General features: G+C 36.3%; 12 protein-coding genes and 1 pseudogene. 12 read left to right on the forward strand and 1 reads right to left on the reverse strand.

Features of this window, described 5'->3' with window-relative positions:
* Window positions 1-7: 7 nt before the first annotated feature.
* From HFD15_RS02670 to HFD15_RS02700, 7 genes are all read left to right on the forward strand, one after another.
* Window positions 8-1432, forward strand: coding sequence for a C69 family dipeptidase (locus tag HFD15_RS02670; RefSeq protein WP_023188725.1), 1425 nt, complete (start codon window positions 8-10; stop codon window positions 1430-1432).
* A 138-nt stretch (window positions 1433-1570) separates the two neighbouring features.
* Window positions 1571-2065 (forward strand): hypothetical protein, encoded by a 495-nt coding sequence (locus HFD15_RS02675; protein ID WP_235586161.1) that lies wholly within the window; start codon window positions 1571-1573, stop codon window positions 2063-2065.
* A gap of 102 nt (window positions 2066-2167) precedes the next feature.
* Window positions 2168-3244 carry an iron-containing alcohol dehydrogenase family protein gene (locus HFD15_RS02680; protein ID WP_003130693.1) on the forward strand — a complete coding sequence of 359 codons (1077 nt, stop codon included), beginning with the start codon at window positions 2168-2170 and terminating at the stop codon, window positions 3242-3244.
* Between the two features lie 97 nt (window positions 3245-3341).
* Window positions 3342-4316 (forward strand): LysR family transcriptional regulator, encoded by a 975-nt coding sequence (locus HFD15_RS02685; protein ID WP_023188728.1) that lies wholly within the window; start codon window positions 3342-3344, stop codon window positions 4314-4316.
* A 128-nt stretch (window positions 4317-4444) separates the two neighbouring features.
* Window positions 4445-6316 (forward strand): ABC-F family ATP-binding cassette domain-containing protein, encoded by a 1872-nt coding sequence (locus HFD15_RS02690; protein WP_017864747.1) that lies wholly within the window; start codon window positions 4445-4447, stop codon window positions 6314-6316.
* 6 nt (window positions 6317-6322) lie between these two features.
* Entirely contained in the window at window positions 6323-6505 is a 183-nt protein-coding gene (locus HFD15_RS02695; RefSeq protein ID WP_012898161.1) for a hypothetical protein, read from the forward strand.
* A gap of 25 nt (window positions 6506-6530) precedes the next feature.
* A complete protein-coding gene (locus tag HFD15_RS02700; protein WP_003130682.1) occupies window positions 6531-7505 on the forward strand; it encodes a Gfo/Idh/MocA family protein in 975 nt (324 codons plus the stop codon).
* A 9-nt stretch (window positions 7506-7514) separates the two neighbouring features.
* On the opposite strand, the gene msrA is transcribed toward HFD15_RS02700, so the two are convergent.
* Complete coding sequence (msrA, locus tag HFD15_RS02705) at window positions 7515-8066, reverse strand: peptide-methionine (S)-S-oxide reductase MsrA (RefSeq protein WP_003130680.1); 552 nt, start codon at window positions 8064-8066, stop codon at window positions 7515-7517.
* A 140-nt stretch (window positions 8067-8206) separates the two neighbouring features.
* Between msrA and HFD15_RS02710 the strand changes: the two genes are divergently transcribed.
* The 5 genes and pseudogenes from HFD15_RS02710 (at window position 8207) to HFD15_RS02730 (ending at window position 14063) form a co-directional block, all read left to right on the forward strand.
* On the forward strand, window positions 8207-9142 hold the full coding sequence (locus tag HFD15_RS02710; protein WP_058208295.1) for a dihydroorotate oxidase: 936 nt from the start codon (window positions 8207-8209) through the stop codon (window positions 9140-9142).
* A gap of 116 nt (window positions 9143-9258) precedes the next feature.
* Entirely contained in the window at window positions 9259-9966 is a 708-nt protein-coding gene (locus tag HFD15_RS02715; protein ID WP_023188731.1) for a hypothetical protein, read from the forward strand.
* Window positions 9967-10025: 59 nt separating this feature from the next.
* On the forward strand, window positions 10026-10295 hold the full coding sequence (locus HFD15_RS02720; protein WP_003130676.1) for a bacteriocin immunity protein: 270 nt from the start codon (window positions 10026-10028) through the stop codon (window positions 10293-10295).
* Between the two features lie 111 nt (window positions 10296-10406).
* Complete coding sequence (locus tag HFD15_RS02725; RefSeq protein ID WP_021722732.1) at window positions 10407-11453, forward strand: zinc-dependent alcohol dehydrogenase family protein; 1047 nt, start codon at window positions 10407-10409, stop codon at window positions 11451-11453.
* A gap of 179 nt (window positions 11454-11632) precedes the next feature.
* Window positions 11633-14063: pseudogene (locus tag HFD15_RS02730) on the forward strand (cell wall anchor protein).

Genomic DNA, 14063 nt, shown 5'->3' on the forward strand with positions numbered 1-14063 from the left:
GAAATAAATGAAAATTGAAAATCGCCGTAAAGGCTCATGTACAACAGTTCTTGTGGGAAGAAAAGCATCAATTGATGGTTCAACCATGATTGCTCGTAATGATGATGGACACGAAGCTTTGGATCCACAACGCTTTATTGTGATTCAACCTGAAGAACAACCTCGTCATTATAAAGCTGTTTTATCTGATTTAGAATTAGATTTACCTGAAAATCCATTACGTTATACTTCAACGCCAAATGCAGTTTTAAAAGAAGGGATTTGGCCAGCGGCTGGGATTAATAGTGCTAATGTTGCGATGTCTGCAACAGAAACAATTACTACTAATCCAAGAATCTTGGGTCTTGACCCTTATGTGGAAAATGGGATGGGTGAAGAAGACCTTGTAACACTTGTTTTGCCATACATTAAAAGTGCTCGCGAGGGGGTTGAGCGTTTGGGACAATTACTTAAGACTTATGGAACTTATGAGCCAAACGGGATTGCTTTTGCTGACAAAGAAGAAGTTTGGTGGTTAGAAACAATCGGTGGTCATCATTGGGCAGCAGTTCGTATTCCTGATGATTCTTATGTTGTAGCGCCAAATCGAATGAATATTGATGAATTCAAATTTGATAATGATGATTATATGTGTTCAAGTGATTTGAAACAATTAATTGACGCAAATCATTTAAATCCTGATTTTGAAGGCTATGAAAGTCATTATAATTTACGTCATATCTTTGGCTCATCTTCAATCAAAGATTCTGTTTATAATAACCCGCGAACTTGGTATGGTCAAAACTTCTTGGGGAATCCATCTGAAGATCCACAAAATCAAGAACTTCCATTCATTTGTGAAGCTAGTCGAAAAATTACTGTTGAAGATGTTAAATTTGTTTTATCAAGTCATTTTGAAAATACAAAATATGATCCTTACGGCAGCACAAATAGTCCAGAAGAAAGAAAACTTTTCCGTCCAATCGGAATAAATCGTAATCATAGTGTTCATATTTTGCAAGTTAGAAACAATGTTCCTGATGAATTAGCAGGAGTTCAATGGCTTGCTTTTGGAGCAAACACTTTCAATCATGTTGTACCATTCTACACTGCAATTAATGATACGCCAGCTTCTTATCGTGATGCTAAGGGAGAATATGATCCAACAAATATGTACTGGTTGAGCGCAACAACAGCTGTTCTTGGTGATTCTAATTATGATTTATTTGTTGATTTACGAAATACTTTTGAATTAAATACCATGGCAAAATTCCATGAAATTCAAAATGAGACAGATAAGAATTTTGAAACAGCTAAAGATAAAATTGCTTATTTGACTCAAGCAAATGAAAAATTAGCAGAGGCGGCGTTTAAAGCACAAACGGAACTTTTGGGACGTATGGTCGTTCTTGGTTCAGCTAATATGAAATTGCGTTTTGATTTTAATGACTAATTTAGTTTAAAAATAATTGTAAAAAAGTAGTTGAAAAACTACTTTTTTTAGTTTTCTTTAAAGTACAAAATGGTATAATACTAAATAAGTCTCAAAAATAGAAAAGGGAAAGAAATAAATTCTAGAAAAAGTAAAAAAGTGAGAAAAGGCCGAGGAGGTAAAATTTTTGCGATTTTATTATTCATTGTCATATTTTTTGCTTTAATTATTTTTGGAGTAGTCATGATTGGACGCCAAGTCATTTCAAGTCAAACGGATAATATTGTTGCCCAACTTTTACCGAATTCAGGAAATGGAACTAATGGAGTAAGTCAAATAATGACAGCAACACCATCAGCTATTGCCACAAAATTAAATGAAAATGCAGATGTAATTAAGAGTCAATCGCAAGGAATGATAAGTTCAGCAAAAGCAACGAGCACTGGCTCTAAAGTGACTTACACCTTGGAATCCTCTAAACTCAATAAAGCAACCGTTGGCGCCCTTTTATTAGCAAGTGGTGACCAAGTTGAAGAAGTAGCGGATAAAGTGTTAGATTCAATGAAAAAAGCTGGGGTTGCTCAACCTAAATTGCAAGTTGATTTGACTGATGATAAGGGGAATGTTATCAAAACGTTGAATTATAGTGCTTAAAATTGGATTTTACAAAAAAACAACATTTATTCAGTTAAATGTTGTTTTTTTGAATCTTAAGTGATAGAATATTCTAATAATTACTTAATTAGGAGGAAAATTATGAATATCTCAGAAGAAGTACGTCCCGGAGCCAATAGATATGTGAGTGGTCAAGGAATTTTGCAAGATTTAGAAAGCTATCTTGCGTCTTTTAATAAACTTGCGATAATTACTGGGGAAAAATCTTTTCAGGTTTTTCAAGATTTTTATCCTAAAGACTTAAGTTATCCTGTTTTTCATTATGATGGCTCGGCCTCTATCGAAAATGGAAAAAAACTGGCCAAAGAAATTGGTCAATCCGATGGCCTTCTTGCAATTGGCGGAGGGCGTTTGATTGATACTTGTAAAGTTGTAGCCCAGGAGCTAAACTGTGAGTTAATTATTATTCCGACCTTGGTTTCTAATTGTGCTCCTTACACACCGGTTGCAGCTCTTTATCACCCTGACCATACTTTTGATAAAGTGGGTTATTTAAATAAAGTGAGCTATTTAACTTTAGTTGATTATGATTTTTTATTGGCAACACCTCATGATTATTTTGTTGCTGGAATCGGGGATACACTCGCCAAATGGTATGAAATGGAAGGAATCGTTCGTCAGGTTTCACAGGAAGAACTTTCAGCCTCAGTTCGTTTGGGATTTGCGAGTGCAAAGGAAATTTTTAAAATATTATTTGCTGATTCTAAAGCAGCACTTAATGATTTGGCTGAACAGAAAGTGACGCCAGCTTTTGGGCGAATTGTTGATACAATCATTGAACTTTCAGGAACAGTTGGAGGTTTTGCTGGGACTTATGGAAGGATGTCAGGGGCTCATGCGCTTCATAATGGCCTATCACTTTGCTCAGAGACACATCCTATTTTACATGGCTCAAAAGTCGCTTATGGAGTCTTGGTACAATTGGCTTATACGGGAGATACTTCAGAAATTGAAAAACTCTTGCCATTTTATAAGGAAAATCATTTACCTGCTTCTCTAGCAGAAATTAATTTGCCATTTGATTTGGAAAAATTGCAAGCAGTAGCAAAATTTGCAGCCAGTCCTGTAGAATCTTATCGTTTGATTGATTCAAAAGTTACTGACGAAAAAATCATAAGTGCCATCAAAGCCTTAGAAGCTCTTGTCAGCAAAAAATAAGGTTTGACATTCTGTCATTGAATCTAAAAGTTACTGACAGAAATTTTGAAAAATAGAATCAAAGTTTCAAGGTCAAAAATGAAATAAGGAAAAAGGAATGACGATAAGTTTACAACAACTCAAATATTTTATTGAAGTAGCCAGAGTGGGTTCAATTAATCAAGCTGCTGAAATTCTTTTTATTACACAACCTTCATTGTCAAAGGCGATTAAAGATATTGAAGTGGAAGTTGATTTGTCGCTTTTTCAACGGTCAAGTAAAGGAATTTCGCTGACAGCAGATGGTGCAGAGTTTTTGGGATATGCACGACAAGTTGTAGAACAATCTGATTTATTGGAAACACGGTGGTTGGACCGAAAGCCCTCTCGAAAACTTTGTGCGATTTCGACCCAGCATTATGCTTTTGCAGTGAATGCCTTTGTCAATATGGTCAAAAAAACAGAAAGTCAGGGGATTGGAGAATACGAATATACTCTGCGAGAAGCTAGAACTTATGAAATTATTGAAGATGTAAAGTCACTGCGCAGTGAGTTAGGAATTCTTTATAAAAATTCATACAATGCAAATGTTATGGATAAGATTTTAAAAGAAAATCGATTAACTTTTCATCCACTTTTCTTGGCGGAGCCGCATATCTTTGTCAGTTCAACAAATCCTTTAGCTCATAAAAAATTTGTAACATTAGAAGATTTAGAAGAATTTCCCCGCCTCTCCTATGAACAAGGAGAACACAATTCTTTCTATTTTTCAGAAGAAATTTTATCTACGGTTTATGCTAAAAAAGACATTAAAGTAGGAGACCGAGCCACCATTTTCAATTTGATGATTGGATTAAATGGATATACAATTTCAACTGGAATTGTCAGTCAAGACTTGAATGGTGACAATATTGTAGCCATTCCCTTAGCAGTGGAAGATAATATTGAGATTGGTTGGATCTCACTAAGTGAACTTCAATTGACCAATCAGGCTGAACTTTATTTAAAAGAACTGGAAAAAATTGTACATCCTTTTGATGTTCGTGAAGGTAAAAAAAATACTGACAGCTCATCAAATGAAATCTGTCAGTAAAAAAATACTGACAGAAATAAGTAGTTTACTATCCAGCTTTTTTATCAGTAAAAAATTAAAGCCGTCATTACTGACAGGCTTTTTTTGTGGTATAATCAAAGGTAATATAAGAGAAATTAGGACGAAAAATGGCAGACTTCATCGCACAAAATTTAAGTAAATCAGTTGGAGAAAAAACGGTTTTCAACAAAATCAATTTTATCATTCATGATCTTGACCGAATTGGTCTTTTGGGAGTTAATGGTACGGGTAAAACAACGCTCCTAAATGTTATTTCAGGACTTTCAGGATTTGATGGAGACCGCACGCCCTTTGATCATCCACAAAATTATAAAATTACATACCTTACTCAGGAACCTGATTTTAATCCAAAAGCTACAATTTTAGACACCGTCTTAGATGATTCGCTTCCGCAAATGCGAGCAATTAAAAATTACGAAGCAGCCCTTTTAGATTATGAAAATTTAGCTAAGTTAGAACGTGCCCAATCAGAAATGGATGCTCTGAATGCTTGGCAAGTAGAAGCAGATGTCAAAACAATTTTGACTAAACTTCAACTTCCTGACTCTGCCACTCTAATCGAAAGCCTTTCAGGTGGACAAAAAAGACGGGTTCAATTGGCTCAAGCTTTAGTCAATGATTCCGATTTATTATTACTTGATGAACCAACCAACCACCTCGATGTTGAAACCATTGCTTGGTTGCAAAATTATCTAAAAAATTCTCGAAGAACTGTTCTTTTTGTCACGCACGACCGCTATTTCTTAGATAATGTTGCAACACGAATTTTTGAACTTGAAGATGCGGGTCTTAAAGAATACCAAGGAAATTATCAAGATTATCTTGCAAAAAAAGCTGAAGATGAAGAAAGAGAAGCCGCAGCAAGTCACAAGGCAAAACAACTTTATCAATCTGAATTAACTTGGATTCGTAAATCACCTCAAGCACGTGCTACAAAACAACAAGCACGGATTGACCGCTTTGAAGACCTTAAAGATTCTATGAAAACTAGTAAAAATCTAGGAGATTTAGAACTCAACATTGCGAGCAGTCGCTTAGGGAAAAAAGTAATTAATTTTAAAAATGCCGCTTTTTCTTATCCTGACCGACCAATTTTTAAAGATTTTGAATTAATCGTTCAAGGGCATTCGCGCTTGGGGATTGTTGGTGATAATGGCGTCGGAAAATCGACCTTACTCAATATCATTGATGGTGAGCTAGCATTAACTGACGGGATTTTGGAAATTGGTGAAACAGTCAAAATTGGTTATTTCAGTCAAGAAATTCGTGGACTTGATGAAAATAAACGCATGATTAACTTTCTTGAAGAAGTTGCATCTGCTGCACATAACAGCAGCGGTGAAAATATTTCAATTGTTAATTTATTAGAGCAGTTTCTATTCCCAAGAAGTAGTCATGGAACACTGATTTCTAAACTTTCAGGTGGTGAGAAAAAACGACTCTATTTACTTAAAATTTTATTATTACAACCCAATGTGCTTTTGCTTGACGAACCAACCAATGACTTGGATATTGCAACCTTAACCGTGCTTGAAAATTTCCTAGGCTCTTTTCCGGGTGCTGTTTTGACAGTTTCTCATGACCGCTATTTCCAAGATAAAGTGAGCAACGAATTACTTGCCTTTGAAGATGGGCAAATTAATCATTATTTTGGTGCTTACAGTGACTATTTAGCTGTCAAAACGGAAGAAAAATCTGCTGACAAAGCTGTCAGTAAAATCGAAAGTCCAATAAGTACTGACAAAACTGAAAATACTGACAAAACGAAACTGACCTATATGGAAAAGAAAGAATGGGAAACCATTGAAAGTCAAATTGCTGAAATCGAAGAGCGAATTTCTGAGATTGACACAGAAATGAATGAAAATGGTTCAAATACAGAACTCCTACTGGATTTACAAAAAGAACTAGACAACAAAACAAAAGAACTTGAAGAAAAATATGAACGTTGGGAATATCTATCAGAAAGGGCTGACTAAAACATTATGACAACGCAAGAACTTATTGAAACCTTACAAAAATTTCCGGCAGAAGCAACTGTAAAAATCATTCAAAACGATATCAGTGGTGACCGATTTTTTGATGTTAATACAGTAGAAAATCTGGCCAGAGTCCGTGTTACCACTGCAGGAGTTGAAACCGTAGATACCGTGATTATTGGTATTTAAAACCAGAGACGAAAGAGGAAGTCAAATGTTAAAAATCGGAATTATGGGTGCCGCTAAAATTGTTCCAAGATTTGTAGCAGGTGTAAAAGAGAGTGGTCAAGCTGAAGTTACTGGGATTGCCGCCAGAAATAAGGAAAAAGCACAAAAAGCCGCTTTGGAATTAGAAATTCCACAAGTTTATGATGATTATGCAAGCTTAGTAAATGCAGCAGAAATTGATTTAATCTATATTCCACTCATCAATAAACAACATTATCCTCAAGCAAAAATGGCTTTAGAAGCAGGTAAAAATGTACTTCTAGAAAAACCATTTACCTTGACTCTTGAAGAAAGTCAGGAATTATTCAAGATAGCAAATGAAAAAAATCTTTTTTTGATGGAAGCTCAAAAATCTGTTTTCCTACCTGTGATGGCCCAAATCAAAAAATGGCTTGATGCCAATGAAATTGGTAAAATATCTCGTCTTGCAATAAATGATTTCAGACCCCATACCAACCGGGAGAGCTGGGCCTTAGACATAAAAGAAGGCGGTGGCGCTTTTATCATGCATGCCAGCTATCCACTCTCTGTCTTACAATTCTTATTTGGAACAGGTTTTGATGCAGCAAAAGGAATTTATTGGTCTTCTGAAGAAAATAAAGCAGATTTAGATTACGAAATTCTCTTAAAAAAAGCAGAAATTATGATTAATATTTCACTTAGCACGCGCTTAGATAAACCAAATACATTTATCATTTATGGTGAAAAAGGAGAAATTTCAGTTCCAAATTATTGGAAATCAAACCAAGCCAGTCTTATTAAAAATGATGGAACGGTTGAAGAATTTTCTCATCCAATGCCAAGTGAATTCAGCTATGAGATTGATGAAATTGCTGAACTAATCAATAAGGGCAAGAAAAAAAGTGAAAAACTTTCCCCAGAAATGACAATGACGACAGTCAAAATTGTGGAAGACCTATACCAAGAATGGTTTGGTAAAGAGTGGCCAAATATAAAATAAAAACACTAGTTATCTAGTGTTTTTTCTTAAAAATTTAAATTTCCCTTTAAAACGTTGTAAGGCTAAATAACGTTCACGTGCTTTGTGCATCGCTTGGTAACGTTTAGGATCTTTTTTATAGTATTGTTGATGATATTCTTCAGCTGGCCAAAAAGTTTTTGCCTCTTCAATCGGAACAACAATTGGTTTATCCCAAATTCCAGATTTCTCTAAGGCAATTTTACTTTTTTGAGCAGCAATTCTTTGTTCTTCACTTTCAACAAAAATCACTGGACGATAATTTGCACCTCGGTCATAAATTTGTCCGTCAGCATCAGTGGGGTCAATCAATGACCAATAAATATCTAATAGTTCATCATAAGAAATCAATTCATTATCAAATAAAATTTCAACTGCTTCCGTATGGCCAGAAGCTTTTGAGAGGACTTGGTCATAAGTAGGGTATTCGATATGTCCACCAGTATAACCACTAGTTACAGCCAAAATACCTGGACGTTCTTCAAAAGGTTCAACCATACACCAAAAACAACCACCAGCAAAAATAGCTCGTTCTGTACTCATTTTACACCTCCATTTGCTCTAATTTAATTATATCATGTGAAAAAAATGCCACCTCATCATTTGACTCGAACTTTAAAAATTTTGAATTTGCCTTTTTTGTGATAGAATAGTTAAAAATAGAAAAGGGGAACGATTTTTTAATGCTAAAAACAACTTTTGCAAATGCGGAATTCGCTAATCCATTCATGAACGCTTCAGGAGTCCATTGTATGACAACTGAGGATTTAGAAGAATTAAAAGCCTCTCAAGCAGGGGCCTATATCACCAAAAGTTCCACATTAGAAAAAAGAGAAGGTAATCCACTCCCACGTTATGTTGACTTAGAATTAGGCTCAATTAATTCTATGGGCCTACCTAACCTAGGGTTTGATTACTACTTAGATTATGTTTTAAAAAATCAAAAAGAAAAGGCTCAAGAAGCGCCAATCTTCTTTTCCATTGCTGGTATGAGCGCAGCCGAAAATATCGCTATGCTTAAGAAAATTCAAGAAAGTAATTTTTCAGGAATTACAGAATTGAACCTTTCTTGTCCAAATGTCCCTGGGAAACCACAGCTTGCTTATGATTTTGAAGCCACTGAAAAACTCCTAAAAGAAGTTTTTACCTTCTTCACAAAGCCTTTAGGTGTAAAACTTCCTCCTTATTTTGACCTCGTTCATTTTGATATCATGGCAGAAATCCTCAATCAATTTCCGTTGACTTATGTTAACTCAGTCAATAGTATTGGGAATGGACTTTTTATTGATTCAGAAGCAGAAAGCGTAGTTATTAAGCCTAAAGACGGTTTTGGTGGAATTGGTGGAGCATACATCAAACCACCAGCGCTTGCAAATGTTCGTGCTTTCTATACTCGACTCAAACCTGAAATTCAAATCATTGGAACAGGTGGTATTGAAACAGGACAAGATGCCTTTGAACACCTCTTATGTGGAGCTACAATGCTTCAAATTGGTACAGCTTTACACAAAGAAGGCCCTGCAATCTTTGATAGAATTATTAAAGAATTAGAAGAAATTATGGATAAAAAAGGCTATCAATCAATTGCTGATTTCCATGGAAAATTAAAATCATTATAAAAAATTATCATAAAAAGCTGAATTTAAACAGCTTTTTTCTTATCTTATAAATGAAATTTAAAAATTACTAAAAGAGATGATATAATGTAAAAGATTAAACAAACAAGGAGAAATATATGGAAATTTTTATGACTTTTATCGTTTATTCTTTTGTTGGTTGGATATGGGAGACCTTTTATTGCTCATTTAAAGACCGGCATTTTGTTTTTAGAGGTTTTTTATTAGGCCCTTATTGCCCTGTTTATGGTTTTGGCGTCTCTGCCGTCTTACTTTTAGTTCCAGATACCGGAAATTTATTCAGCCTTTATCTTAATACGATTGTGATTGTGACAGTCGTTGAATTCATTGGAAGTTGGATTTTAGAGAAATTCTTTAATATGAAGTTATGGGACTACTCAACCCTCCCTTTCAATATTGAAGGAAGAGTGGCTGTTCCCGTTTCATTATTTTGGGGTGTAGGTTGTATTATCTTAATTAAATTAGTTAATCCACCTGTTCAAAATTGGATTCATGATTTTAATGAATTAACCCACAGTTGGGGTGTGATTTTGATATTAATTATCTTTCTGGCTGACCTTGTTTCAACATTTATTTTTACGATTTCAACCAAAAAAGAAGTCTTGGCTATGATTGATGATTCTGACAAAGAAAATGCAGCAATCAAAGAATTTCGTCTTAAACATCTCTTTGCAAACCATGAAACAGCAGCAAATCGGATAAAAGTATTAGAATTACTTAAAAATAAACCTCTAAAATTAAAACATTATAATTTGCGCAGAATTCTCAAAAACTATCCAAATATGAATTTGACCAAAAAACGATAATTTAAAAATCGTAAGCGTTTTTAGTAGCCTTAGAAATAAATTCGTGGCATAATGAGGTCATGAATAAAACATTTGAAAAAGAAGAAATTTTAAATGAACTCTATAATCTTATATTAGACCGAAATATTCGTGACTGGGAACGCCAGTGTTTACTTCATACGAAAGTTCAATTAGAAAATCAAGGTCAACTTGCAGATGAGTTAGCAAAATTAGAAGTGACCTTAAGACCACTGGCATTACGCTATAATCTTACACCAAAGGTCGCTGAATTTTATCAAAAAATTTCCAACAGCAAACTCTTTGGTCGAGGAGTTGGTGGCATTATATAAGCCCTTAGTTCTCCTTATGCTTTAAAAGCATAAGGAGTTTTTAAAAAAGTATTTTAAAAAAAGTAAAATTCATTTTATAATGAATTCAATAAAAGAAAAGGAAGTACAAAAATGAAATCAGCTTATTTTGTCGAAAAAAATAAAATGGAAGTTAGAGAATTTCCCAAAGCGCAACTTGTAAAAGAAACAGATGCTATCATAAAAATTGTTCGTGCCTGCGTATGTGGTTCCGATTTATGGTGGTTCCGTGGGATTTCTGAACGTCAACCTGGACCGGTAGGGCATGAAGCTATTGGTCTGATTGAAGAAGTAGGCACCGGAGTTAAAAACTTTAAAGTAGGAGATTTTGTCATTGTTCCCTTTACGCACGGTTGTGGACACTGTCCAATTTGTTTGGCTGGCTTTGAAGCCAATTGTCCAAATGCAAAAGACGGTGTGAATGGCGGCTATCAAGGAGAATTCTATCGGGCGATTAATGCTGATGGTGCACTTGTCAAAATCCCGGGCCAACCAAGTGATTATTCTGATGATCAGTTGGCTTCATTGACGACTTTAGCTGATGTCATGCCTACAGGTTTTCATGCAGCTAAAGCAGCAGATGTCCATGAAGGTGATACAGTGGTTGTCTTTGGTGATGGAGCGGTTGGACTTTGTGCAGTGATTTCAGCTAAACTTTTAGGAGCAAAACGGATTATTGCCATGAGTCGCCATGAAGACCGTGCAGCACTTGCGCGTGACTTTGGTGCAACAGATATTATTGCTGAACGTGGTGAAGAAGCGATTCAAAAAATAATGTTCTTAACCAATGGTTATGGTGCAGATGCTGCCTTAGAATGTGTCGGAACAAAACAAGCAATTGAATCTGCTTTTCAAGCGGTAAGAGCAGGAGGGCGAGTAGGTCGTGTGGGAGTTCCTCATGATGTTGATTACAATGAATGGATTGATTCTCTTTTTTGGAAAAATATTCAACTTGGAGGTGGAGTAGCCTCTGTCGCACGCTGGGATAAGGAAATCTTACTTGAAGCAGTTTTAAGTGGGGAGATTAATCCAGGCCGTGTCTTTACAGCAGAATTTAGCTTAGATGAAATTCAAAAAGCATATGAAGCAATGGATCAACGTACAGCAATTAAATCTCTATTGAGAATTTCAGAGGGATAAATAAGAAAATAGTAAATAAATCAAAAGTCTACCAAAGTTGGTAGGCTTTTTTGTATTCTAAAAGTCTTGTTTTTAAATTAAGTTAAAATAATTACTTTATTTTTACCAAAGTTTCTAATTAGGCGTATAATGTTAAATAATCAGAAAACAAAAAACATTCACTAAAAGGAGGTTTTGCATTGGAAAATCAGAAAAAGCACTTTCAGATGAAGTCATCAAGTAAATTTTGGTTACTTAGCACTGGAATTCTTTTTAAGTTTGTTAGTGACTAGTCACCCTTTAGCAGTAAAGGCTGATGAAAATTCGGCTGTTACCCCACCAAGTCAAACTGAAGCTGTCACCAATCCAACTGTAAATTCTTCTCTTGCCGCGTCTGATTCGACAACCGAAGGAAATACAGAAAGTTCACAGGCAGAAATGCAAACTAAAGAGGCAAACTCACTAACTTCGCAGGCAAGCACAACCCTAAGCGCCAGTTCAGTTTCATCATCTTCAACCAGTTCGGCTCAGGCTTCAAGTGTAGAAATAAGCTATAATTCGTTAGAAACTGCAAGTTCGACCAGTTCAGGCTCGGAAATAAACGCCTCAACTTCAAAAGCCCCAAGTGTTCCTCTTGATTCATCAAAAGCAAATGTCACAATTGCTTCAAGCCTATCGGCGAGCGGAACAATCATAAGTCCTGCTCTCACAAATGGTTCAATTGCCAGTCAAGCCGATGGTCAAGACCCTGCAATAAGCTCGATTTCTGCTACCGGTTCAGTCGCCAATGATATTACAGGACCAGCCACGCTAGATGATGTCAATATTACAATCAAGGCTAACAACCTTGTGCCAAATAACTTTCTGACCCCAGACGGACTCCATTGGTCTGACAATACGCAGGTTATTCCAATCACAGGTCAGGTAACAGGTCAAATCAGTACTGAAAACTTTGGACAAACGGATGGCCCGACCATACCTGCGACCACTTATACTATGAATGCAGGAGATTCTGGACGAATTACCAATGTCGGAACAACCCTAGCTGGAGCGACGCTTGATATGATTTATCAGGTCATCTCGACAGACGCGGCAAGTTGGCAAAACCCCTCAGAAAGTTCGACAGATTGTCCGATTGGCCTTGCTTTTACGGGTGAGCAAAATATCGCCAACTCTGACGGAAACTCGATTGTCGCCCTTTATTTTGGGGTAAACAATGTCAAAATTAACTACCAAATCGTCGCACATAACACGAATTTTCAAGTGCCAGTCCTTGCTTCGTTTATCACGACCGATATTGATATGGCTCAAGGAGTCAAGACTAACCTTGCCAATCTCTTAACGGTCATTCCAAAGACAACTAACCTTGCGACAGATAGTTCTAGTATTATTTATGATACGACAAGCCCTGATACCGACTTGAATGGTCAAGCTAGTCTACCTTATGGCGGTTATCTGGGTGTTGGTTTTCTGTCAAATTTTGACTATGATTTTTATAGTCCAGCACCAGTACGTAGTGGAGATTCTTATCAATATTCGCAAGGGGTTCGCTATGACCTCTTTGGTTCAGCGCTTCAAGCACATTTGACGACCCAAGTCAGAGATATTGTTTATCTTAACTATTATGATGCGGACGAAAACAATCAGCTTATCGTTCCCCAACATCAATTTATCTGGTTTCCAAATGTTTCTTGGAATGTTCCAGCCAGTAAATTCCCACATTATGCTTATGGACAAGAAAGTCAGCACAGAAATGGGAACACAATAATAGTTGGTGATTATTATCACATCCAAAGTACCGTAACTTATGATTATTATGGTACGTACGGTATTTATCTAGGACAACAATCAATCACGGGGCTTTATAACAAGCCATATTCGGTCAATGTCCCTTATAACTTTGGTAATTACTACATCGAAGGAAGCACCACAGAGTCAGGACTTTATCCGAAAACTGATGAAACGTTAGATGTTTACTACAAATATGTTCCACCGATTGTTTATTACAACACGAGCAATCCCTATGCGACGACTTATTATGCCAATGGTTATGAATATGTACCGAATTACATTGCGCCTGTGGTTTATTATGCACCTACTTATAATGAATATAATTCTGGTGGGGGATATGGTTATGACGGAGGTACTCCTTATTCTGGTGGGAATGGTTACTCATCAGGAGCTGGATATAGCTCTACAAGTGTAGCTTCAAGAGGAGGTTATTCTCTTTATGTTCCACAATCTGCTTATTACTCTAAAGAAGCTCAGCTTGTAGCAGAAGAAGGGGAAAGAGCAGAAAAAGCCGATGAGGGAGGTTTCAATTTAGGAGAAGAAACAAGAGATGCTGTTCTTGGCAAAGGCATGAGTGAGTTTAGTAAATGGGCTCTTTACGCTGAAGATGACACCGGATATGGAGTCATTATAGATTATGGAATGCAAAAAGCCGAGGGAGAAGATACGGCTGATGCTCTCACTAAAACAGGAGCACACTTTGTATTGGGGGAGGCTGGAATGGCAGCCGGTATGGCTATACCAGTTCCGGGTTTGGATGTTGTAGCTGGGTTTGCATTCGGGTTTATTCTCAATACAGGATTTGACTTTTTATATGATAAATTAAGGAGGAAACGTTAA

It is taken from the genome of Lactococcus sp. EKM203L, assembly GCF_011800585.1.
Classification (GTDB): Bacteria; Bacillota; Bacilli; order Lactobacillales; family Streptococcaceae; genus Lactococcus; species Lactococcus lactis.